General features: G+C 68.5%; 21 protein-coding genes. 10 read left to right on the top strand and 11 right to left on the bottom strand.

Annotated elements, in window-relative coordinates; genetic code table 11:
- Positions 1–47: 47 nt before the first annotated feature.
- From IHQ52_RS07200 to IHQ52_RS07185, 4 genes are all read right to left on the bottom strand, one after another.
- On the bottom strand, positions 48–1,379 hold the full coding sequence (locus tag IHQ52_RS07200) for a condensation domain-containing protein (RefSeq protein ID WP_006435663.1): 1,332 nt from the start codon (positions 1,377–1,379) through the stop codon (positions 48–50).
- The gene (locus tag IHQ52_RS07195; protein WP_006435664.1) at positions 1,376–2,848 is read right to left on the bottom strand and encodes a condensation domain-containing protein; all 1,473 of its coding nucleotides are present in this window, start codon (positions 2,846–2,848) and stop codon (positions 1,376–1,378) included. Before IHQ52_RS07195 ends, IHQ52_RS07200 begins: the two co-directional genes overlap by 4 nt.
- Entirely contained in the window at positions 2,848–4,371 is a 1,524-nt protein-coding gene (locus tag IHQ52_RS07190; protein ID WP_006435665.1) for a condensation domain-containing protein, read from the bottom strand. Before IHQ52_RS07190 ends, IHQ52_RS07195 begins: the two co-directional genes overlap by 1 nt.
- A gap of 157 nt (positions 4,372–4,528) precedes the next feature.
- The gene (locus IHQ52_RS07185; RefSeq protein WP_040004632.1) at positions 4,529–5,557 is read right to left on the bottom strand and encodes an alpha/beta hydrolase; all 1,029 of its coding nucleotides are present in this window, start codon (positions 5,555–5,557) and stop codon (positions 4,529–4,531) included.
- Positions 5,558–5,934: 377 nt separating this feature from the next.
- On the opposite strand from IHQ52_RS07185, the gene IHQ52_RS07180 reads away from it, so the two are divergent.
- Positions 5,935–7,287 carry a condensation domain-containing protein gene (locus IHQ52_RS07180; protein WP_006435667.1) on the top strand — a complete coding sequence of 451 codons (1,353 nt, stop codon included), beginning with the start codon at positions 5,935–5,937 and terminating at the stop codon, positions 7,285–7,287.
- Complete coding sequence (locus IHQ52_RS07175; RefSeq protein WP_006435668.1) at positions 7,284–8,519, top strand: nucleotide disphospho-sugar-binding domain-containing protein; 1,236 nt, start codon at positions 7,284–7,286, stop codon at positions 8,517–8,519. The genes IHQ52_RS07180 and IHQ52_RS07175 overlap by 4 nt, the downstream gene beginning before the upstream one ends.
- A gap of 33 nt (positions 8,520–8,552) precedes the next feature.
- Here the strand turns inward: IHQ52_RS07175 and ispF are convergent, their stop codons facing one another.
- Genes ispF through IHQ52_RS07160 form a run of 3 tightly spaced genes read right to left on the bottom strand, consistent with a single transcriptional unit; the run spans position 8,553 to position 10,249 of the window.
- On the bottom strand, positions 8,553–9,017 hold the full coding sequence (gene ispF, locus IHQ52_RS07170) for a 2-C-methyl-D-erythritol 2,4-cyclodiphosphate synthase (protein WP_006435669.1): 465 nt from the start codon (positions 9,015–9,017) through the stop codon (positions 8,553–8,555).
- Positions 9,014–9,730 carry a 2-C-methyl-D-erythritol 4-phosphate cytidylyltransferase gene (ispD, locus tag IHQ52_RS07165; RefSeq protein WP_006435670.1) on the bottom strand — a complete coding sequence of 239 codons (717 nt, stop codon included), beginning with the start codon at positions 9,728–9,730 and terminating at the stop codon, positions 9,014–9,016. The genes ispF and ispD overlap by 4 nt, the downstream gene beginning before the upstream one ends.
- Before the next feature lie 30 nt (positions 9,731–9,760).
- Positions 9,761–10,249, bottom strand: a complete 489-nt coding sequence (locus IHQ52_RS07160; protein WP_006435671.1) for a CarD family transcriptional regulator — start codon at positions 10,247–10,249, stop codon at positions 9,761–9,763.
- Positions 10,250–10,572: 323 nt separating this feature from the next.
- On the opposite strand from IHQ52_RS07160, the gene IHQ52_RS07155 reads away from it, so the two are divergent.
- Both IHQ52_RS07155 and radA read left to right on the top strand, forming a co-directional pair.
- Complete coding sequence (locus IHQ52_RS07155; protein ID WP_024500070.1) at positions 10,573–11,283, top strand: hypothetical protein; 711 nt, start codon at positions 10,573–10,575, stop codon at positions 11,281–11,283.
- A gap of 83 nt (positions 11,284–11,366) precedes the next feature.
- Positions 11,367–12,746: a DNA repair protein RadA gene (gene radA / locus IHQ52_RS07150; RefSeq protein ID WP_006435674.1), complete on the top strand. Its 1,380-nt coding sequence runs from the start codon at positions 11,367–11,369 to the stop codon at positions 12,744–12,746.
- A gap of 7 nt (positions 12,747–12,753) precedes the next feature.
- On the opposite strand, the gene IHQ52_RS07145 is transcribed toward radA, so the two are convergent.
- Entirely contained in the window at positions 12,754–13,284 is a 531-nt protein-coding gene (locus IHQ52_RS07145; RefSeq protein ID WP_006435675.1) for a PaaI family thioesterase, read from the bottom strand.
- Between the two features lie 105 nt (positions 13,285–13,389).
- Here IHQ52_RS07145 and disA point away from each other — a divergent pair, with 105 nt between their 5' ends.
- Complete coding sequence (gene disA / locus IHQ52_RS07140; protein ID WP_006435676.1) at positions 13,390–14,475, top strand: DNA integrity scanning diadenylate cyclase DisA; 1,086 nt, start codon at positions 13,390–13,392, stop codon at positions 14,473–14,475.
- Between the two features lie 22 nt (positions 14,476–14,497).
- Here the strand turns inward: disA and IHQ52_RS07135 are convergent, their stop codons facing one another.
- Complete coding sequence (locus tag IHQ52_RS07135) at positions 14,498–15,268, bottom strand: hypothetical protein (RefSeq protein ID WP_006435677.1); 771 nt, start codon at positions 15,266–15,268, stop codon at positions 14,498–14,500.
- Positions 15,269–15,392: 124 nt separating this feature from the next.
- The gene (locus tag IHQ52_RS07130; RefSeq protein WP_006435678.1) at positions 15,393–16,043 is read right to left on the bottom strand and encodes a carbonic anhydrase; all 651 of its coding nucleotides are present in this window, start codon (positions 16,041–16,043) and stop codon (positions 15,393–15,395) included.
- Here IHQ52_RS07130 and IHQ52_RS07125 point away from each other — a divergent pair.
- Complete coding sequence (locus IHQ52_RS07125; RefSeq protein ID WP_006435679.1) at positions 16,042–16,935, top strand: HhH-GPD family protein; 894 nt, start codon at positions 16,042–16,044, stop codon at positions 16,933–16,935. The genes IHQ52_RS07130 and IHQ52_RS07125 overlap by 2 nt on opposite strands.
- Before the next feature lie 166 nt (positions 16,936–17,101).
- The gene (locus tag IHQ52_RS07120; protein WP_006435680.1) at positions 17,102–18,055 is read left to right on the top strand and encodes a hypothetical protein; all 954 of its coding nucleotides are present in this window, start codon (positions 17,102–17,104) and stop codon (positions 18,053–18,055) included.
- 61 nt (positions 18,056–18,116) lie between these two features.
- On the opposite strand, the gene IHQ52_RS07115 is transcribed toward IHQ52_RS07120, so the two are convergent.
- Complete coding sequence (locus tag IHQ52_RS07115) at positions 18,117–18,944, bottom strand: alpha/beta fold hydrolase (protein ID WP_006435681.1); 828 nt, start codon at positions 18,942–18,944, stop codon at positions 18,117–18,119.
- Between the two features lie 83 nt (positions 18,945–19,027).
- On the opposite strand from IHQ52_RS07115, the gene IHQ52_RS07110 reads away from it, so the two are divergent.
- From IHQ52_RS07110 to IHQ52_RS07100, 3 genes are all read left to right on the top strand, one after another.
- Entirely contained in the window at positions 19,028–19,336 is a 309-nt protein-coding gene (locus IHQ52_RS07110; RefSeq protein WP_006435682.1) for an antibiotic biosynthesis monooxygenase family protein, read from the top strand.
- Between the two features lie 54 nt (positions 19,337–19,390).
- Entirely contained in the window at positions 19,391–20,026 is a 636-nt protein-coding gene (locus tag IHQ52_RS07105; protein WP_040004634.1) for an LON peptidase substrate-binding domain-containing protein, read from the top strand.
- 131 nt (positions 20,027–20,157) lie between these two features.
- On the top strand, positions 20,158–21,657 hold the full coding sequence (locus tag IHQ52_RS07100; RefSeq protein ID WP_006435686.1) for an aldehyde dehydrogenase: 1,500 nt from the start codon (positions 20,158–20,160) through the stop codon (positions 21,655–21,657).
- Positions 21,658–21,756 lie beyond the last annotated feature (99 nt).

Genomic DNA, 21,756 nt, shown 5'->3' with positions numbered 1-21,756 from the left:
GACCGCCCGAGTGGCCGGACCAGACCCGTTCCGCAGCCGGAATGCCATCAGCCCGCGTCGGCGGCGAGAACCGGCTCGAGGACGGTGCCGACCAGCGCTTGCATCGTGTCGAGTGTGTCGGTGAGGACCGCCACGGCCCGGTCGGTGTGCGGGTACCGCACCCGGACGTGGATGCCGTCGCGGTCACGCCAGAACCACCACTGGGCGGTGTCGGTCGGCTTCTGACTCGATATCTGCCGGACGACGACGTCGCCACGCGGCATGGGCAGCCGCGTGTAGTCGACGTAGGACATCATGAAGACGTCACTTCGGCCGGGGCGCAGGCGATCGCCGAAGGCCGCGTATACCGGCGTCAGTCCGATCTCCGCCAGCGGGAGCGCCGCCGCGAGGCGTCGCGTGTTCCGGTACATGGCCGCGTACAGGTCGCCGGTCGCGCTGATCAGCATCGGCGCGTTGCCCACCGACCAACTCACGCAGCCCGGCCCCGCCCCGGCCCCGGTGGGCACCACGGTGGCCACCTCATCGGGTCCGCCGGCGGCGTTGATGGCCATGCCGGCACAGGTGAGCACGGCCGGATAGGTACGGGCCCCGCGCCGGTGGACCGTCGAGCTGAACGTCGCGGCGTCGTCGCCGGACATCAGCGTCCGGACCATCGTGTGGACGGGGAGGCTCTCCCCGGCGGCGACCCCGAGGTCGAGCGGGAATTCGGGAACCGTCCAACCGGTCGCGGCGAGGAACTGCTCCCAGCCGCTCAGGCGGGGATCGTCGGCGGTCACCGATGCCTCGGCTTCCGCGACGATCCGGAGTGCGTCGAGGCCGGACTCCGCCGGTGCCGGCGCGCGACCGGCGAGCAGCTCGCAGATCTCGGTCGACACGACGGCCAGTGATCGCGCGTCGACGTAGCAGTGGTCGAAGGCGCACACCAGCGTCGTGCCGCCGGGGCGGGTCACCGCCGCGAGGAAGTGCGGCATCGGTTCGAAGGGATTGCAGGTCGCGCCGATGTACCCGGCCAGTCGCGAGACGAATGCCGATGCCGAGAGCCCGTCGTCCGCCTGCCGGAACTCTTCTTTGACGTCGACGCCCGGATGCAACAGGCGGGTGACGACGTCACCGGTCTGCACGTAGTGACTGCGGAGCGCGTCGTGGCGGGCGATCATCGTCCCGACGGCCTCGCAGATCTGGTCGAGATCGATTTGTTCCGGGAAATCCAGGGTGAGCGCCATCCAGCCCGGCTGCCCCGCGGCGATCGACGCGAGGTGGAATCGCTCGTTCTCCGACACCGGTACGCTCGACCGGGCGGCCGCCCCGCCCGGTACGGCACGCCAGCACACCAGTTCTCCCGGCTCGACCGCCCACGATTCGGAACTCGAGAGCTTCATCGCACAACCGATTCCGTCGCGTACCCGGCCGCATCCGCGTACTCGGCCAGGATTTCGCGCAGGGTCGCGAACTGCTCGAGGATCGACGTTCGCGCCACGTCGTTGTCGGGGATCTGCGACACCACGTCGAGTCCCGTCGCCGTCCGCGTGAACCAGAGGTTGGCGTTGCGCGTGGGACCGAGTCCGGTCAACAGCTGTGTCCCGTTCAGAACCGGGTCGTCACCGATCGGCAGGCGGCGGAGGTCGGTGTAGGACACCATGTACGGACTTCCGTCGAGTCCGCGGAAGACGCCCTCTCCGGCGAGTTGCGCGAGCACCGCGTGCGCGGGGATCTCGGCCGCGCCGCGGGCGAGTCGAACGCTCTGGGCGGCCGCGCGCACCAGGTCGTCGAAATCGACGTCTCCGATGTTCGGTACCTCGACGGCGATCGGCGCGAAGTTGCACAGCCAGCCCTGCGTCCAGAAGTGCTCCGGCGCACGGGTGGCCAGCACGGTCGACACGAAGAACCGGTCACGACCGGTCATTCGGCGGTGCCACTCCGCGAGCGCCGCGTAGATGAGCCCGGAGAAGCTGCCGTCGGTCGCGGCGATCCGGGCATCGCAGCGGGCGAGGGTCTCGGCGTCGAGCAGCACTGTCTGGGCCGTGACCGACGGCTTCGGCAGCCCGTCGGTCAGCCCGAGGTCGAGCGGACAGCTCGGCGTACGACCGTCGTTGTGCACCAGTGCGTCCCGCCAGACCGCGACACGATCGTCGGCGGGGTCGAGTGACGCCGCGATCCGGCGTTCCGCCAGTATCGCGTCCCCGAAGGAGCCGGCCGCCGCCAGCTCCGCGGGCTCGCCGGCACAGTGGCCCCGGTACAGCTCGACGATCTCGAACATCGCGAGGACCAACGAATATCCGTCGCCCCGGACATGATCCGTCGAGGCGAGGAACGTGAACCCGTTGTCGTCGCAGGTCGCGCCCCACCACGAACCCGGAACCAGATCGGACCAAGCGGTCTCGGCGGCCCGGCCGCCCACCCAGTCACCGAGTTCGGCGTCGTGCACGTGGACGGATTCACGGTCCGCGGTGACGATCTCGACCTCGTCCGGTGGCGACACCCATCGCTCGTGCCCTGCCGGACCCGAGCGATAGTGCGCGCGCAACTCCTCATGGCGCCGAACGAAGTCGGTCAGCGCGGCCGACATGGCATCGGGCACCAAGGGAGTATCGAATCGTGTTGCGGCCACGATGAATCCGTGGTGCGCCTCGCCCTCCCGGCGTTTGGCCGCCATCGTCGCCAGATGGTCGGATTGCAGGAACGACACCCCGTCGCCCCAGCGTTGCGCTGCTTTCGCAACACGGTCCGGATCGCGCAGCTCCCACTCGACGGCCCGCCCACCGGTCAGGTGTGGGCGGAGCCGAGCGACCAGCGACCCGGAATCGCTGAACCGGGGAGGGATGTCGCGTGACTGCAGCGTTCCCGACATCAGCTGCCGAGGACCCCTGTCGGGCTTCCGGCGGACAGGACCGCGCGGTCGATACCGGTGGGTCCGTCCACCGCACCCGCACGGTAGGAATACTCGCAATCGCCCTCGGCGACTATATCCTTCAGCGTCGCATGGAACGTGGACAGGAAGACCTCGACAGCAGGTGCGTTCGCGGCCGGGAAACGGGCGGACACGTTGACGCCGGTGGGGATGCGGTTGATCCAGAAGTAGACCTCGTCGGCGTCGCGGGTCGCGCTGCGCAGCACCCGTGCCGCACGCGGCTCCCACTCGGTCGAGCCCTCCGCGTGTCGAAGGTCGATGTGGGACACCACGAATCCCGGAGGTGTCACGTCCCCACCGATCAGCTCGGCGACCGGCGCGAACGGGGCAGCGCCCACATCCTTGTACTGGGCCGCGGTGGCCGCGACGGCGGTCAGCGCGTCGGTGAACTTCAGCGGCCGGCCCGGGCGGACGGCCACCGGGATGATCCCGACGAACCAGCCCACCGCCTCGCCCCACTCGATCGCGTTGCGGGTGTGGATCGGACTGATGAAACGGAGATCCGCGGAACCGGTCAGGGCCGCCGACGTCATCGACAGCGCGGTGTAGATGCCGGCGGTCATCGACGACCCGGCCGCCTTGCAGATCGCGTCGAACCGCTTGGTGTCGGCGGCGTCGAGCAGCCAGTGCGACAGGGTGGCCTGGAAGCCCTCCTCCGGGGTCCGCTGAGCCGCGATGGTGCGCGGTGCATCGGCGGGGACGTCGAACTGCGGGAACCGCGGGATCGACTCCGGCTGTACGGCGGTGGTGGTGTCGTCGAAGAAGGTGCGCCACTGGCTCACCGCGGCGTTGTTGGCGTCGATCTGCTCACCGAGACGACGCTCCGCGTCACTGAAGTCCAGGTAGCTGCCGAACGCCGCGAGTCCGTGCGGCTCGCCGGTGACCTCGGCGAGGTACAGCGCGGTCAGTTCGCGGATCGCGAACACCTGGGTGTAGGCGTCCATCACCGTGTGATCGGCGGCGAACACGACGAGGAAACCCTCGTCGTCGCCGGGCGTCTCGACCGTCACCGCAAGGCAGTGCGGCCACGTCAGCGGGGTGACGGTGGTGTTGAAGTACTCGGTGACGAGTTCGGAGACCTCGGCGGGTTCCAGATCGGACCCGAAGGCCCGCTCACGCACCGCGATCGTGTCGGCGGCGACGGTGATGCGGGTCAGGTCGCCCTGCGGGTGCCCGGCGTCGTGGACGCGCACCGAGGTCCGGAACGCCTCATGCCTGCGGTACCACGCAACGAGCGTGCGCGAGAACGCATCACGATCGAGCGGACGCTGAATCCGGAAAGCGGTCCCGATCCACTGGCTGTACCAGTCGGAGCCCTCACGAACCGCCCGTCGGGCGTGCTCGAGGTGCATGTACGACAGTTGTCGCGAATCGCTCTGCCACTCGGACGCGTCAACCGCGGGCTCCCAGGCGGTGACGGTTCCGCCGGGCATCGAGTAGTCAGTCAGTTCGGTGTATTCCATCACAACCTCTCGTGTTGTCACACGTTCTGGACCCCTGATGGTCCATGCTCGGCTCCTCCCCTGAAGCCGCCCCGGCGCATCGAGTACCGGTCAGTTCCGCCGGCGACAGCCGTCGGAGACCCACCTCCTCATCCGTCCGTAAACGATCCGCGCACGGTCACAAACCCAATCCGCGGGCAATCGTGGGCCAGGACTGGCGCTGCTGGTCCACCCAGTACGGCCACGAGTGCGTGCCGGGATCGACATATCGGATGGTGGCGGGAATCTTCAACTGTCCGAGTCGGGCCTGCAGCTGCTGCGTACACCACAGCGCGCCGAGCTCGATCGCACCACCCACGACCTGACGATCGGTCGGATCGTCGTTGCCAGGATAACCGGGAGCGTCGTACTTGCCAGGCCGTCCGGTCCCGGTGGAGACGTAGACCTCGGTGCCTCTCAGACCGGCGGCCCGCAAGAGAACGTCGTGCGCGGCCCAGGCGGGGTCGGACGGCGGCCCCCACATGTTGTCGGGGTTGCCGCCGAAGGCGGTCACGATGCCTCGCGGGTATGCCTGACCAGCAGGTCCGGTGGTCGTGAAGCACCCGCTGTAGGCGGCGACCGTGTCGTAGAAACCGGGGTTCCGGACGGCGAGGACCAGCGCGGCGCCGGCCCCCATGGACAGTCCGGCGAGACCACGTGCACCGTTGCCGTCGAAGCGTTCGTCGATCAGCGGGGGCAACTCGCGCGTGAGAAATGTCTCCCATTTGTAGCGACCGAGCACAGGATCGTCGCGCTGCCAGTCGGTGTAGAGACTGCCGTTGCCCGCGATGGGCATGACGACGTTGACGTTCTTGTCGGCGTAGAAGCCCGCGACGTCGGTCTTCAGAGTCCAGATGCTCTTCTCCGGGTTCTCCTCACCCAGACCACCCAGCAGGTACAGCGACGGGCGGGGCCCAGCCGATGCCTCAGGTGTCACGACCTGCACCTTGACGGTCTTCTGCATGGCTGCGGAGTAGACGTACACACCGTGGGAGTGCGGGCCTTCCGCCACGACGCGCTCGATGGTCGAACGAGTCGGCGCCGCATTCGCCCCGCCCGCCTGCGCCAGACCGGCAAAGGCCGTCAGCGCAGCCGCCAGTATGGCGATGAGAGCGGTGGTCTGCGATGCCACGCGGCGATCTGATGTACGGCGGGCGGCACCCGTCATGTCGTCGCGTCCTCCGGATTCTGCGAAAGGATCAATGGAATGACCCGATGGCAACAAGATGCTGAAGGCCACCGAAGTTAGGCGCACCTCACAGTGATGACGACAGTAACCTGCTTCGCGGCGAATTGATAGTTGGACAAACGAAAAAACTCCCGGGCGATCAGCGAAAATCAGGGACGTATCGCCCGCTCGGGGTGATTCGACACCGAGCCGCCGTGGACCCGGAGAACCCGAGGGCCTCGGGTAGGGTTGCGGTGTCCTGTCGGCCTGTACGGCCGTGCGCCGCACCGCAGCCGCCGGGACCGATGACCGTGATTTCTGGACCATCGTCTACATCGATCACCGACTTTTTGCATGCACGAACGGCAGCTGCAGACATGAAACTCGCACCCTTCGGCCGGTCCACCCGGGTCAGCCGGGACGTCCCTGTGGATCGGCTCACACCCGACGACGACCTCTTCGTGAAGATGGACGTCGTGCTCGATCTTCCCGTCGTCACGCAGACGCTCTGGCGGTTCCCCGGCACGATCGACGTCGACGCCATCGCGTCGGTGGCCGAGCGACTGCGTCGTGGACGTCTCGGCCGGCTGGTCGGGAGTCACCGCGGGCCGGGACGGGCCTACTGGCGCTACACGCACGACGCAGGCGACTTCGCCATCGACACCGAGCCCCTGCCGGCCGGCGGAGAAGAGGCGTGGGGTCGCGCCCGGGCTCTCGACCCGCTCGACATCGTGAACGGTCCCGCCTGGCGGCTGTCCGTCGCCCGTACCGTCGACGATGCCTCGGTCGTGGTATCGCTGACGATCGCTCACGTCATCGCCGACGGCGGTGCGGGTACCTCCGCGATCGTCGAGGCGGTCAACGCCACCCCCTATCTCCCCGGAACCACGCCCGGGATCGCCGACGACGTGTTCGACGCAGTGGACCTGCTCCGCACCGCGGGCACGACCGCCTACCGCGTGTGGCGCGAGAGCCGGGGGGGATCACCGGAGTCACCCGCCCGGGTGACAGACAACCCCGCCCCCGACACCGACCTGACCGGGGCCGAAGCCACGCCGAACGCGACCGTGCTCATCCCGCACGCCGACTACGCGGCAGCGGCGACGTCGCGCGGTGGCACGGACAACAGTCTGTTCGCAGCATTGATGGTCGGCATCCTGAAACGCTGCGGCCGGGTTTCCGACGGCGACGTGGTTCCGGTGTCGCTGCCGGTCTCCACCCGTACGGATGGCGACCGACGCGCCAACGCGACCTCGGGTGCGACGGCTTTCGTCGAGGTTGCGCCCGGCCGGTACGAGGACTTGACCGATGTCCGCGTCGCCTGCAAAGAGGCCTACGGCCGTCTGGCGGAGAAGTCCAGCGCGGTGGCCAACAGCGCGGTCATCCTGCAGGCAGTGAACGACTCCATCGCCCGACGCCTCGCGGCCAACGCCTCTACCCCGCTGTGTCTGGCGTCGAACCTCGGTCCGATGCCCGACGAGTTCGTCACGCTCGGCACCGGCACCCGCGCCACGATGGCGATCCGGGCCGTCACCGTGACCGAGGACGTGACCCAACTGCGCGACCGCAAGGGCGGTATCAGCGGATGGCTCGGGATCAACGGCGACCACGTGATGTTGAGTGTCAGCTCGCTCGACCCGGTGCGCATCCCCGACGCCTCAGCGATGCGCGGTCTGCTGACCGACGAGCTCGCAGCCTGGGGACTGCACGGAACCGGTTGGGGCGCATGAGGGTTTCGTTCACTGTTCACGGCAGCCGCGGCGACATCCAGCCGGCGGTGGCCGTCGGCGCCGAACTCGCCCGGCGCGGGCACGAGGTCCGGTTCGCGGTCCCCGAGGATCTGGTCGAGCTGACGGCCGCCACCGGCCTGGACACCCGGGTGCTCGCGCCCTCGACGGGCGAGTTGTTGGCCAGTCCGCTGGTCAAGCAGCGACTGAAGTCGAAGAACCCGAAGGTGCGACTCGCGGCCCTACGCGAGGTCGCCGACCACGGTCGCGCCACCTCGGAGCAGGTGATGAGTGAACTCGCGGATGTCTCGGACATTCTCGTGACCGGACCGCTGGCACAGGACCGCGCCGATGCGATCGCCGAGAGCCGCGGGATCCCGTTCGCGCCGTTGCACTACTGCCCCTTGCGGCCCAATGCGGGAGTGGACGTCGGATACCGAAGCAACCCGCGCCCGGTCTCCCGGGCGTTGTGGTGGCTGGCCGACCAGACGTACTGGATGACCACGCGCTCGGCGGATCGCCGACTGCGAAGCGAACTCGACCTCCCGCCGGCGAAAGGCCCACTGGGAAGCCGACTTCGGCGTCAGGGCAGACCGGAGGTCCAGGCCTACGATGCCGCCCTCTTCCCCGGACTGGAGAGCGACTGGGGGCCGCAACGTCCGCTCGTCGGATTCCTGTTGCCGGACAAGGACACTCGTGCCGCACTCCTGAACGGCGACGACGCCACCTCACATGCGGTCGAGTGGGCGACCGCCGGCGAGGAACCCGTCTACGTCGGCTTCGGCAGCATGAAGATCACCGCCGAACAGATCGGAGGAATCGTCACCACTCTCCTCGATCGCGGGCTGCGGGTCATCGGGCACACCGATCACGAACTCCCCCGACGTGAGCGGCTTCTACACCTCGACCAACCGGTCGACCACGAGGCCCTGTTGCCCCGGTGTCGCGGCGCGGTGCACCACGGGGGCGCCGGCACCACTGCGGCGGCGACCCGGGCGGGTATCCCGTCGGTGATCGCCTGGCTCAGTGCGGATCAGCCGATGTGGGCGGCAGCCCTTCGGCGGGCAGGCGCCGGCTCCGGAAACAAGCTGGCACGTTTCGGTCCGTCCGACCTCGACCCGCTCACCGATCCGGCGGTGGCCGCCGCGGCCGCGCGTCTCGGCCGAGAACTCACGCCGCCGGCCGATGCCGTCGACCGTGCCTGCGAGATCTTGCTGGACGCGGCGTCACGCTGAGCCAACTCCCCGCGCTGCGGTCGACGAACCGAACTAGACGTCGTCGAGAAGCGCGGTGGCGACCGCGGCGATCCCCTCGCCCCGACCGGTCATGCCGAGACCATCGGTGGTCGTCGCCGACACGGACACGGGTCCGCCGACGGCCGCCGACAGCACTTCCTGCGCCTCCGCACGACGCGGACCGATCTTGGGACGGTTGCCGATCACCTGGACGGCGGCGTTCACGACGCGAAACCCTTCGGCGGCGATCAGCTCGGCCACATGGGTGAGCATCGCGACTCCCGAGACGCCCTCCCATTCGGGCCGTCCGGTGCCGAACACCGAGCCGACGTCGCCGAGTCCGGCGGCCGAGAGCACCGCGTCACACAGTGCGTGAGCGCCGACGTCGCCGTCGGAATGGCCCTCACAACCGGGCTCGTCGGGAAAGCGCAGGCCGACCATCCAGCATTCGGCCGAGGAGTCGACCCGATGCGCGTCGGTACCGATCCCGACCCTCATCGTCGGGCCTCGGGGCCGGATGCAGGTTCGCCGACGACGCTCCGGACGATACGGAGGTCCCACGGTGTGGTGATCTTCATGGCGAGAGGGTCTCCCGGGACGACGTGAACGGGGATTCCGCAGCGTTCGGCGAGGCCGGCGTCGTCGGTCGCGAGACCGGAGTCGTCGGCGTGTGCCCGCAGCAACGCCTCGCGGGTGAAACCCTGCGGGGTCTGCACGGCGCGGAGTTCCTCGCGGTCGACGGTCCGGGTCACGAGTTCGAGGCCGTTCGCGTCCGGCGCGACCTGCTTGAGGGTGTCGACGACGGGCAACCCGGGCACCACGGCTGGGTGACCGGCGGCCACGGCTTGCACGACGCTCGTGAAGACATGAGCGGGTGTGAGCGGCCGCGCCGCGTCATGGACGAGGAGTATCTGCGCAGCGTCCGCCGCGGCGATACCCGCGCGCACCGAGTCGGACCGGTGGGCGCCACCCGACACGACGACGACCCCGGGGAGCAGCTCTCGAGCACGCTCCACGAGGTCGGCCGGTACTACGACGACGATCGACGCCCCGAGCGAGTCGGGGATGTTGTCGACGCAACGCTCGATGATCGTGACGCCGCACAGGTCGACGAAAGCCTTGGGAACCGGCTCGCCGAGTCGGGTTCCCGACCCGGCAGCCGGGATGATGACGCAGACTCTTGCGCCGGAATCACCCGGCGTGGTGGTCAATTGGGTTCCTGAGCCAGGCACGACCCGACGTCAGGAGGCGGCAGCGAGGACCTCGTCCAGAATGCTGGTCGCCTTCTCGTCATCGGTGTTCTGCGCGAGCGACAGTTCGTCCACGAGGACCCGACGGGCACGGGTCAGCATCCGCTTCTCACCGGCCGACAGTCCGCGGTCCTGCTCACGACGCCACAGGTCGCGCACGATCTCGGCGACCTTGATGATGTCGCCCGAGATGAGCTTCTCCTGGTTCGCCTTGAAGCGCCGTGCCCAGTTGGTCGGCTCTTCGGTGTGCGGGGCCCGCAGCACCTGGAAGACCTGGTCGAGACCCTCCTGCCCGACCACGTCGCGGACGCCCACGTATTCCAGCTTCGTCGAGGGAATCTGAACGGTCATGTCACCGTCGGCAACCTTGAGAACAAGGTATTCGATCTGCTCACCCTTGATGGTCCGGGTAACGATGTCTTCGACCCGAGCAGCACCGTGATGGGGGTAAACGACGGTGTCGCCAACTTTGAAATTCAATGTTCCTTGCCCCTTTCGAGTGAACCCAGTCTAGCACGGGCGTTCCGGGGGCCCCACCCAACGGTGCAGGTCAACGCGGTGAACCGGTTTCAGTGCCGCCTCTTGCGAGGTGGCAAGGGGTGCCGTAGCAGCGTGTTGGGCATCACGCAACACCTGGCCCGGGGCAGCCGTCCGGACCCCTTCGCCGACCCGGTGGACACGCCCGTGCGGACACGAATCGGGCACCCGGGCGGACTTTTCCGCACGGCCCCCACTACGCTGCGTAGTGCAGGGTTTCGCGCGCTGCAATTCGACTTCGTTTGACCTGGGAGGATCGGGTGTCAGTGCTTCCACTATCCGCACGGCGGTCGGCGGTTCGGCCATCTCGTCTGGCCACCGCAGTAGCCACGATCGGCATCGCCGTTGCCCTGGGCACCACCGGTTGCGGTGCGGGACAGATCTCGCAGACCGCCAACCAGCTGCCCGCCGTCAACGGCGCGAACGTCAACATCGACTCGCTGCAGCTGCGGGACGTGCAGATCGTCTACCCGGAGAAGGACGCACCGACCGTCTTCGGCAACGGCGGGCCCTTCGAGATCGCGTTCGTCGTCGCGAACTCCGACCCGACGGTCTACTACCGCCTGAAGGAGATCAAGCCCGAGAAGGGGTCGATCGAGTTCGTCGAGGGCAGCGACTCCGCCGATCGCGTCATCCCGCCGGGCCAGGCCCTGCGCGGCGGCACACCCGTCGGCGCCACGCGTGACGGCGAGAAGAAGGTCACCGCCGAGCTGACCAACGCCGGTGACACCGTCGCCAGCGGACTGACCACCGAACTGACGTTCGTCTTCGAGAAGCGCGAGAGCAACGGCTCGTGGGTCCCCGCCGGTGAGACCACCGTGCAGACCCCGGTCGATGCCGGCGCGAAGCTCGAGCGCCAGGACGTCGCCCGCAACGCGGAGCCGACGTTCTACAACCAGGGCCACGGCGAGGGCGGCCACGGCGAGGGCGAAGGCGGCGCTCCGGAGACCGGAAACGAAGAGGGCGGCGGGCACTGACCCCTCCCCGGAACACACACGACGAGGCCTGGCATCCGCCGGGCCTCGTCTGTTTTGTCGGTGCGCCCGCCTAGGCTGACCGGGTGGCAAAACCCAAATCCTCGTATCGCTGCGCCGGTTGCGGTCACCAGGTCGCCAAATGGGTCGGACGCTGCCCCGAATGCGGCGAGTGGGGATCGATCGACGAGGTCGCCGGCGTGCCCACGTCCTCGCGGACGACCGCCGCGGTGGCACCGTCGAGCCCGGCTCTGCGCATCACCGAGGTCGACGCAGAGTCGTCGGCGGCGGTGCCGACCGGTATCGGTGAGCTCGACCGCGTCCTCGGGCGCGGCGTCGTCCCGGGGTCGGTCATCCTGCTCGCCGGAGAACCCGGTGTGGGCAAGTCGACGCTGCTGCTCGAAGCCGTCAAACACTGGGCCGCCAAGGATCGCGTCGCGCTGTACATCACCGGCGAGGAGTCGGCCGGACAGGTCCGGATGCGGGCCGAGCGCACCGGCGCGGTGCACCCCAACGTCTACCTCGCCGCCGAGACCGATCTCGCGACCATCCTCGGCCACGCCGACACCGTGCGGCCGACGCTGATGATCATCGACTCGGTCCAGACCGTCGTGGCCTCCGGCGCCGACGGCGTCACCGGTGGCGTCACGCAGATCCGTGCCGTCACCACCGCGCTGGTCTCGCTGGCGAAGAACCGGGGCATCGCGGTGATCCTGGTGGGCCACGTGACCAAGGAGGGCGCGGTCGCCGGTCCCCGCTCACTCGAGCACCTCGTCGATGTCGTACTCGCCTTCGAGGGCGACAAGCACTCGACGCTGCGCATGGTCCGGGGCGTGAAGAACCGCTTCGGCGCCGCCGACGAGGTCGGCTGCTTCGAACAGCGCGACGACGGCATCCACCAGGTTCCCGATTCGTCGGGAATCTTTCTGCACCAACGGGATTCGGATGTGAGCGGCAGCGTCACCATGGTGACGATGGACGGCAAACGCGCGCTTGTCGGCGAGGTCCAGGCACTCGCCAACGGCACCGAGATGTCCAACCCCCGTCGGGCGGTGTCAGGTCTGGACTTCAACCGGGTGGCGATGGTCCTCGCCGTCCTCCAGGCACGCGCCGGCCGCAAGGAACTGGCGAAGTCCGAGGTCTACCTCTCGACGGTCGGCGGCATGCGTGTGACCGAACCCGCCGCCGATCTCGCGATCGCGCTCTCGGTCTATTCGACCCTGACCCAGCGACCGGTCCCCCAGTCGACCGTCGTCATCGGGGAGGTCGGTCTCGGCGGCGAGATCCGTCGGGTCTCCGCGGTCGCTCGCCGCCTGGCGGAGGCCAAGCGACTCGGTTTCCGGGAGGCGATCATCCCCGCGGCCACCGACGAGGAACTCCCGAAGGGCATTCGCATCCTCCGGGTCGCCAACCTCGGCGACGCCGTTCACCTGCGCGACTCCGACCCGGTGGACGCGCCGTTCTGACCCCTCGTCAGAGCTGCGGTTTGCCGCCCAGATACTCCGCCGCCTTCGCACTGTTCTCGACGTGCTCGGCGAAGTGCTCCCGGACGTCGACGGTCACGAACACACCGTTCGCGCGCGCCACCGGCCGCCCCGGATCACCCAGGTGCGCAACACCTTCGGTGTAGATCTTGCGCCGCTGCCGGCCCAGGATCTCCGCGCGGATATGAAGCGTCTTGCCCACCGGGATCGGCTGCAAGAAATCAACCTGGAGGTGGACGGTCACCCCGGGCGGGCCGAGGAGTCGCGGCGTCATACCCATGACGTCGTCCAGCGCACTGGAGAGGATGCCGCCGTGGATCACGCCCGGCCCACCCTCCATCCACTGCTCGACAGGCATCTTCGCCTCCACGGTGAAGCCCTCGCCGGCGTACATCTCGAGGTGCAGACCGTGCGGGGATTCCGCGCCGCAGCCGAAGCACATCAGGTTGTGTGGTCGCATGACCTCACCGGGCTTGGCCGTCTTCGGATGACGCTCGAGCACGTCGAGCTCGTCGGGCACCACAAAACTGCTGTTCTTCACATCCCGGTACCCTAGTCACCGTCGACGACCCGCGCAGACGCGAGTCGCCCGTCCCGGGGAGACTCGGCTGCCGAAGGGGAAACAGTGCTGACCGATGCGGTGAAGTCCGAGCTCACGCGCGAGACCCTGGCGCGCGTCGCGCCGGGCACCCCGCTGCGCGACGGCCTGGAACGGATCCTGCGTGGCGGCACCGGCGCCCTGATCGTGCTCGGGCACGACTCAGACGTGGAGAAGATCTGCGACGGCGGCTTCCACCTCGACGTCGAATTCGCCCCGACGCGGCTGCGCGAACTGGCGAAGATGGACGGGGCGGTGGTGCTGTCGACCGACGGCAAGCGCATCGTGCGCGCCAACGTCCAGCTCGTGCCGGATCCGTCGATCCCCACCGAGGAGTCGGGTACCCGGCACCGCAACGCCGAACGCACCGCGATCCAGACCGGCCATCCGGTGATCTCGGTCAGTGCCTCGATGTCGATCGTCAGCGTCTACGTCGACGGCGCCCGCCGCGTCGTGGAGAGCCCCGACCCCATCCTCTCGCGCGCGAACGTCGCCCTGGCGACCCTGGAGCGGTACAAGGCACGCCTCGACGAGGTCATCGCCGCGCTGTCGCGAGCCGAGATCGAGGACTACGTGCTGCTGCGCGACGCCATGTCGACCGCACAGCGCATGGAGATGGTGCGGCGCGTGTCGGTGGAGATCGAAGAGTACGTCCTCGAACTCGGCACCAACGGCCGGCAGGTGAGCCTGCAGCTCGAGGAGCTCATCAGCGACAACGACACGATGCGCGAACTCCTCGTCCGCGACTACTTCGCCAGCCCCGAACCGGCCACCGCCGAGGATGTACGCCAAGCCCTCGAGGTCATCGAGGGACTCAGCGACGCCGATCTGCTCGACCTCACCCAGCTCGCCGGCGCCTTCGGCTACCCGACGACCATCGAGGCCCAGGACAACGCCATGAGTCCGCGCGGCTACCGGCTGCTCGCCCGCATCTCACGGTTGCAGTTCGCGCACGTGGACCGGCTCGTTCGCAGCTTCGGCACCCTGCAGGCGCTGCTTGCCAGCACGTCGGCCGACCTGCAGGCCGTCGAGGGCATCGGGAGCATCTGGGCGAGGCACATCCGCGAGGGACTGTCCCGCCTCGCGGAGACGAGCATCGAGCGCTACGACTAGCGGCCCGACGAGAACGAAACGATCAGGGCTCTTGCGCCGGGGCGACCACGTTGAAGGTGATCGGGAACGACTCGCGCTCCCCGATCTTGCCGATGGCCGAGTACGAACCGGCGGGCACCTGAGTCCGCGGGCGCTCACAGCCGGGGCTACTGGTGGTACCCGACCAGGTGATGGTGTCCTTGACCTGCTGTGCGGGCTTGAGAACCACGTTGTTCACCGTGTCCAGCGGTGAACAGTCCCGCGCCGACCACAGGGTGCGCGATCCGTCGAGAGTCCGGACGATGACGTTCTGGACCGACTTGCCCACGTCGCGGGTGCATTCGGACAGCCCGGCATTGGTGGTGACGATCGTGAAGACCGGTTGCTGACCGATCGTGTATGTCGGCTTGTCGGTGTAGAGGACCACCGAGATCGCCTGATCCGGACAGAGGTTGGGGCCCGCGGGACCTCCCGGTGCGCCGGCCGGACTCGCCGATTCCGGAGGTGAGGACGCCGATGCGGGCGCACCGCCCGGCGCTCCTCCACCCGCGGGAGCATTGCCGCCCGGAGCACCACCGGCACCGGCGTCGCCGGCGGCGGGCGGTTCGGACGACGGCGGTGCCGACTCCGAGGACGGAGCCGCACTGCTCGACGCGGACGAGGTGGCCGCAGTGTTCTGCGGAGCGTCTCCACCGGAGGTCATCCACACGATGAGGGCGACGACCAGCCCCACGATGACCAGCGCACCACCCCCGGCGACAACGCGTCGTCGCCAGTAGATCTCGGGTGGCAGCGGGCCCTGGGGTTCGATCACGCCCACAACGCTAACGGCCGGGTCTTGACTTCCGGTTGATCACGTGCGGCGTGTCGCGGCCGAAAAGCGGCCCCGAACAGGCAAAGTCTAGAGTTCGCCTTCAGGCTCGGGGCCGCTCGGAGGGTCAGGCGCTCTCGGGCACCGCTTCGGCCCGGGGATGCTCGCCGATGTCGCCGAAGACGCCCTGGAGGCTCACCCGGCCCTCGCTCAGCTTGTACGTCAAGCCGACGATCGCCAGGTTGCCGGTGCTGATGCGGTCGGCGATGATCCGGCTGCGCTGCATGAGCAGGCGTCCGGTCTCGACGACGTGACGGGCCTCGAACTCGTCGACCCGGGTCAGGCCCTCACTGCGTCCGGCCAGAATGCTCGGCGTGACGCGTTCGACGACGTCGCGGATGTAGCCGCCGGGGATCTGGAGGTCGTCGAGGGCGTCGAGGGTCGCCTTCACCGCGCCACAGCTGTCGTGGCCGAGGAGGACGATCAGCGGGACGTCGAGAATCTCGACGGCGTACTCGAGCGAGCCCATCACCGCCGAGTCGATGACGTGACCGGCGGTGCGGACCACGAACATGTCGCCGAGTCCCTGGTCGAAGATGATCTCGGCGGCCAGGCGGGAGTCCGCGCAGCCGAACAGCACCACGTGCGGGTACTGCCCGTCGGCGAGACGTGTTCGATCCTCGATACCCTGGCTCGGATGTTGAGATTCTCCGGCCACAAAACGGTCGTTTCCATCGCGCAGAATGCGCCAGGCCTCACGTGGTGTCTTTCCGATCATGCTCAATAGTGTGCCACCCGAGCGATTGATCGGTTGGTTCGATACCCACGAGCGCGACCTGCCGTGGCGGGATCCGGCCTGTACCGGGTGGCAGATCCTCGTCAGCGAGATCATGCTCCAGCAGACCCCGGTGTCCCGCGTCCTGGAGCCGTGGCGGGCCTGGGTCGAGCGATGGCCGGTGCCGTCGGCGATGGCCGCCGAATCCGCCGGCGAGGTTCTCCGTGCCTGGGGCAAACTCGGCTATCCCCGACGCGCGCTACGCCTCCACGAGTGCTCGAAGGTCCTCGCGAGCGATCACGACGACCGGGTGCCCGAGGACGTCGAGACGATGCTGACCCTCCCCGGAATCGGTGACTACACCGCACGGGCGGTCGCCTGCTTCGCCTACGGTCAGGCCGTTCCCGTCGTCGACACCAACGTCCGCCGGGTGATCGCGCGGGCGGTGCACGGTCGCGAGCAGCCGGGCAACCCGTCGCGCCGCGACCTCGACGACGCCGAGGTGCTCCTCCCCCGCTCCGCCGCCACCGGCTACGCAGCCAGCGCACCGCGGTTCTCGGCGGCACTCATGGAACTCGGCGCGCTGGTGTGCACGGCCCGGAACCCCAAGTGCGACAACTGTCCTCTGGTCGACTGCACCTGGGTCCGACTCGGCCGGCCCGCTCACACCGGCCCACCGCGGAAGACCCAGAAGTTCGCCGGCACCGACCGCCAGGTCCGTGGCCTGCTGCTGGATGTACTGCGCGGCACCACCGGTGCGGTGGAGCGGGCGAAGCTCGACGTGGTGTGGACGAGCGACACCGCACAGCGCGACCGCGCCCTCGACTCCCTGCTCGTCGACGGTCTCGTCGAGATCACCGCCGACGGCCGTTACTGTCTGGCGGGCGAGTGCTGAGTCCGCCCGACCACCGGCGTCACCGCAGGTCGGGAAACACCGGGCGACGCCGAGAAGACAGCTCGCCCACGAGCGCCCATAATTCGTGCCAACATCGATGACCAGTCATTTGATCGTTCGGGCATAGTCTCCCGCTACACCCGAATCGTTGCTAATGTCCCGATCCATGAGTCAGCCGCCGTATCCTCCTGTCCCGCCGTCGGACCCGAACCAGCCGGGCCAGCCTCCGCAGTACGGTCAGCAGCCCCCGCCCCCGCCCCAGTACGGGCAGCAGCCCGGGTACGGGCAGCAACCGCCTCAGTACGGCCAGCAGCCCGAGTACGGCCAGCCGCAGTACGGCCAGGCACCGCCCCCGCCGCCCCCGGGCGTACCGCAGTACGGGGAAATGGGCGCCTACCCCGGTGGTCCGGGCGTCCCCGGCACCAAGGTCGATGTGGGCGAGGCGTTCTCCTGGGCCTTCAACAAGTTCAAGAACAACGTGGGCGCGATGATCCTGCCTGGTCTCGCGGTGTTCTTGCTCGGTGCTGCACTCATCGCGGTGGGATTCTCGGCGGTGGCACTCTTCGGCACCACCGAGAGGGTCGACTACGGCAACGGTTTCTACTACGAGGAAACGTCGCTGGGCTTCGGTGGTTCGGTCCTGCTCGCGCTCGTGTACGCCGTGTTCATCGTGGGCCTCCTCTACATCCAGGCGAGCATCATCTCGGGCGCGGTGCGCGTTGCCAACGGCGAACCGGTGACCGCGAAGTCGTTCCTGACCCCGATCCGATTCGGGCCGGTCGTCGGCACCGCGATCCTGGTCGGCATCATCACCGCGATCGGCTACGCACTGTGCATCATCCCCGGCATCATCGCGATGTTCTTCCTGATGTTCTCGGTGGTCGCGACCATCGACAAGAGCCTCTCGCCCATCAACGCGATGAAGACGTCGTTCGAGCTGACCAAGTCGAAGGTCGGCGACTCGATCATCACGTTGCTCGTCACCTACGCCATCAACCTCGTCGGCGTACTCGTCTGCTACGTCGGACTGATCGTCGCCGCCCCGGTCGCCCAGCTGTTCCTGGTGCACTGCTGGCGTCGACTCAACGGCGCACCGATTGCACCCGCCGATCCCGCCTGATCCTCATCCACCTCTCGGGGCGCGCACGAGCCATCGTGTGCGCCCCGACCCATATGGCGGGTCAGGTGTCGAGCCCCGACAGAAACGCCTCCACCGCACCGCGATACACGTGCGGCGCATCGTCGTGGACGAGGTGTCCGGCACCGTCGACGCGCAGATACTGCGCGTGCTCGTTGACCTCGCACATGCGACGCATCTGGCCGGGCGGTGTCACCGTGTACTCGGCTTCGATGACCAGCGACGGCACCGCGACCGCCTGCCACTGCGACCAGAAGTCGCGGACCCCCCACTCGTCGGCGATCGCGCGCCACAACGGGATCCGGCCGTGCAGCCGGCCGTCGTCGAAGGCCTCGTAGAAGTACCGGCCGGCAACCGGGCCGAACATCGCGACCGCCTCGTCGACGGAATCGAAACGCTCGGGCCACGACTCGAACCACGGCGTCCAGTTGGTGGTGGTCCGGCCACGGAAGTCGGGGGCCATGTCCTCGACCACGAGCGCCGTGACGAGCTCCGGGTACTCGGACGCCGCGCACCAGGCGTGGAGCGCCCCCATCGAGTGCCCGATGAGGACCGCCGGCCCGCGGTCGATCCAGGTGAGGATCTCGGCGAGGTCGGCTACGAACCGTTCGGTCGCGAGTTCTGTTGCGCTGCCAGGCTCTTCGACGTCGGCCCCGGTGTGGAAGGCGGCGTCGTAGGTGAACACCCGGCCGTAACGACGCAACCACGGCACCTGCCTCCGCCACGTGCGACCCCGCCCCATCAGCCCGTGCAACAGCACGATCGGCCGCGTCGGCGTATCGACGTCGAGCGAACCGCGTGCGTCCTCCGCGACCCTCGGCCCGCCGTGGTCGCGGAGCCCGATCTCGCCGATCGCCTGGATGTCGAGCATGGCCGAAACTGTAGCCGCCCGAACCACCCCTCGGAGCCGGGCAACACCGTCACGGCCGCAACCACAACGCCTATGGTGGACGCATGTCTGTTGTGAAGATCAATGCAATCACCGTTCCCGACGGCGCCGGGCCCGAGCTGGAGAAGCGGTTCGCCAACCGCGCCCATTCCGTCGACGGGTCCAAGGGCTTCCTCGGGTTCCAGCTGCTCCGTCCGGTCAAGGGTGACGACCGCTACTTCGTGGTGACGCAGTGGGAGTCCGAGGAGGATTTCCAGGCGTGGGCATCCGGCCCGGCCCGTGAGGCGCATGCCGGCGAGCGGGCCAAGCCCGTCGCCTCGGGTGCCGACCTGCTCGAGTTCGAGGTCGTCCTCGACGCGCGCCCCAAGGCCTGACGGAGTGGCCCTCTGAGCCCGTCCATTCCGGCCGGCGAGCGATTCGTCTCGCCGATCTTTCCGCTCGGCACCGCATTGCTGCCGGGCGGCGAGCTGCCGCTGCGAGTCTTCGAGCCGCGCTACCGGCAGATGCTGACCGACCACATCGAGGAGTCCGACGGGCGATCGACCGTACGTTTCGGCGTCGTGTTGATCGCCCGCGGCTCCGAGGTCGGCGGCGGCGAGGTGCGTCGCGGGGTCGGCACGATGGCGCGCGCCGACGTCACCGAACGGCACCCGGACGGCCGGGCCCTGCTGTCCGGCAGCGGCACCCATCGTTTCCGGGTCGTCGAATGGCTGCCCGACGATCCTTATCCGCTGGCACGTGTCGAGGTGCTACCCGAGCCCTCCCCCACCGACGCCGATCTCGAACGCCTGCATTCGATCGACCAGCGCCTCCGCGCGGTCATGCGCCAGACCTTCGAGGCCGCGGGCAAGGACGTCGACACGATCTTCGCCGCACTCGACATCATCGACGCCGATCCGCTCACGGCCGACCTCTCACCCGTGTACCGCTGGGCCAACCGGCTCCAGATCGAACCGCACGATCAGCAACGACTCCTCGAGGCCGTCGATCCGTCCGGACAGCTGGACGTCCTCGACGACGTCATGGAGGGCCTCGAGGCCCGCGCCGCGTTCGGACGGGGCTGATTCCGCGACGCCCCTGGCGCCAAAGTTAGAACGTGTTCTAGTATTGCGTGTGCCGTAGTTCACACTTGCCCGCGCGGCCTGAATCCGCTGCTGACCGGCAAGGCCCCGTCCTCCTGAGGAGCACACGCGTAATGACCGAGACCGTGGAGTCCCACACCGCACCACCCACCGGCGGCGGGGATCAGCCCCAGTTGCTCATCGGCGGCCGATGGGTCGACCCGCATTCCAGCGAGACCCTCGAGGTCTTCTCCCCCGCCACCGGCGAACGTGTCGGATCGGTGCCGAACGCCGACGCGACCGACGTCGACGCCGCCGTACGGGCGGCCCGCGCGGCCTTCGACTCCGGCGTCTGGAGTTCAACGCCCCCGGCACAGCGCGCCGACATCATCGCCAAGGTCGCCGACCTCATCGACGAGCGTGGGGACGAGATCACCGCCCTGGTGTCCGCCGAGATGGGTGCGCCGCCCAGCGCCATCAGCACCCTGCAGCAGCTGCCCGGCACCGGCGTCCTGCGCGCATATGCCAACGCCGCCCGCGACTACCAGTGGGAGGAATATCGGACCGGCCTGTTCGGCACCACACGCATCACCCGCGAGCCGGTGGGCGTCGTCGGCGCGATCTGCGCCTGGAACGTCCCGCTGTTCATCACCTGCAACAAGATGGGCGCGGCGCTCGCCGCCGGCTGTTCGGTGGTACTCAAGCCCGCCCCGGAGACGCCGCTCACCGGTAACTACGTGGCCCAGCTCTTCATCGAGGCCGGCGTGCCCGCCGACGCCATCTCGGTCGTCACCGGCGGCACCGAGACCGGCCAGGCACTCGTCGCACATCCCGACGTCGACAAGATCACCTTCACCGGGTCGACCGCCGCGGGCAAGGCCATCGGCGCCGCGTGCGCCGAGACCCTGAAGCGCTGCTCGCTGGAGCTGGGCGGCAAGTCCGCGGCCATCGTGCTCGACGACGTCGACATCGCCGCGAACGCCTTCATGCTCACCTTCCTCGGCCTGTTCAACACCGGCCAGGCCTGTGTGGCGCAGACCCGAATCCTGGTGCCGCGCAGCCGCCAGGACGAGATCGTGGCGGCGATGGTCGATGCGGCGAAGGCCATGAAGGTCGGCCTGCCCTCCGACCCGGAGGCCCAGCTCGGCCCGCTGATCACCGAGAAGCAGCGCCAGAAGGTCGAGGAGTACATCGAACTCGGCAAGAAGGCCGGTGCGACACCGGCTCTCGAGAGTGAACGTCCCGCCGGACTCGACTCGGGATACTTCCTCACCCCGACGATCTTCACGGGTGTCACCAACGACATGGCCATCGCCCAGGAAGAGATCTTCGGTCCCGTCCTGTCGGTGATCGCCTACGACGACGTCGACGAGGCCATCGCCATCGCCAACGACTCCAGCTACGGACTCGCCGGCACGGTGTGGACCGACGACGTCGAGCGCGGTATCGAGATCTCCACCAAGATCCGGACGGGAACCTTCGGGATCAATTGGTACGCAATCGATCCCGAGTCACCGTTCGGTGGTTACAAGAACTCCGGCATCGGCCGCGAGAACGGCCGCGAGGGCTTGGAGTCCTTCCTCGAGCACAAGTCGACGATGCTGCCGATGGGTTACGAGGTCGCGAGCAGCTAGCTGTAATGACCAGGGACGTTGTGGACGGTGTGGCGCCAGTGAATAGGTGAGGACCTCCGGTATCGGTGTGGTTACCACAACACACGCCGCTACCAAGAG

The sequence above is a fragment of the Gordonia amicalis genome (assembly GCF_022059885.1).
GTDB classification, from domain to species: domain Bacteria; phylum Actinomycetota; class Actinomycetes; order Mycobacteriales; family Mycobacteriaceae; genus Gordonia; species Gordonia amicalis.
Note: the sequence above shows the minus strand (reverse complement) of the source record. Positions and strands in the feature narration are given on the sequence as shown.

Coding starts and splice junctions, on each gene's coding strand:
- IHQ52_RS07125 (WP_006435679.1), top strand. CDS start 16,042: ATGCTCAATAGTGTGCCACCCGAGCGATTGATCGGTTGGTTCGATACC.
- IHQ52_RS07185 (WP_040004632.1), bottom strand. CDS start 5,557: ATGACGGGTGCCGCCCGCCGTACATCAGATCGCCGCGTGGCATCGCAG.
- IHQ52_RS07115 (WP_006435681.1), bottom strand. CDS start 18,944: ATGCTCGACATCCAGGCGATCGGCGAGATCGGGCTCCGCGACCACGGC.
- IHQ52_RS07100 (WP_006435686.1), top strand. CDS start 20,158: ATGACCGAGACCGTGGAGTCCCACACCGCACCACCCACCGGCGGCGGG.
- IHQ52_RS07120 (WP_006435680.1), top strand. CDS start 17,102: ATGAGTCAGCCGCCGTATCCTCCTGTCCCGCCGTCGGACCCGAACCAG.
- IHQ52_RS07130 (WP_006435678.1), bottom strand. CDS start 16,043: ATGATCGGAAAGACACCACGTGAGGCCTGGCGCATTCTGCGCGATGGA.
- IHQ52_RS07190 (WP_006435665.1), bottom strand. CDS start 4,371: ATGGAATACACCGAACTGACTGACTACTCGATGCCCGGCGGAACCGTC.
- IHQ52_RS07180 (WP_006435667.1), top strand. CDS start 5,935: ATGAAACTCGCACCCTTCGGCCGGTCCACCCGGGTCAGCCGGGACGTC.
- IHQ52_RS07175 (WP_006435668.1), top strand. CDS start 7,284: ATGAGGGTTTCGTTCACTGTTCACGGCAGCCGCGGCGACATCCAGCCG.
- IHQ52_RS07200 (WP_006435663.1), bottom strand. CDS start 1,379: ATGAAGCTCTCGAGTTCCGAATCGTGGGCGGTCGAGCCGGGAGAACTG.
- ispF (WP_006435669.1), bottom strand. CDS start 9,017: ATGAGGGTCGGGATCGGTACCGACGCGCATCGGGTCGACTCCTCGGCC.
- IHQ52_RS07110 (WP_006435682.1), top strand. CDS start 19,028: ATGTCTGTTGTGAAGATCAATGCAATCACCGTTCCCGACGGCGCCGGG.
- IHQ52_RS07195 (WP_006435664.1), bottom strand. CDS start 2,848: ATGTCGGGAACGCTGCAGTCACGCGACATCCCTCCCCGGTTCAGCGAT.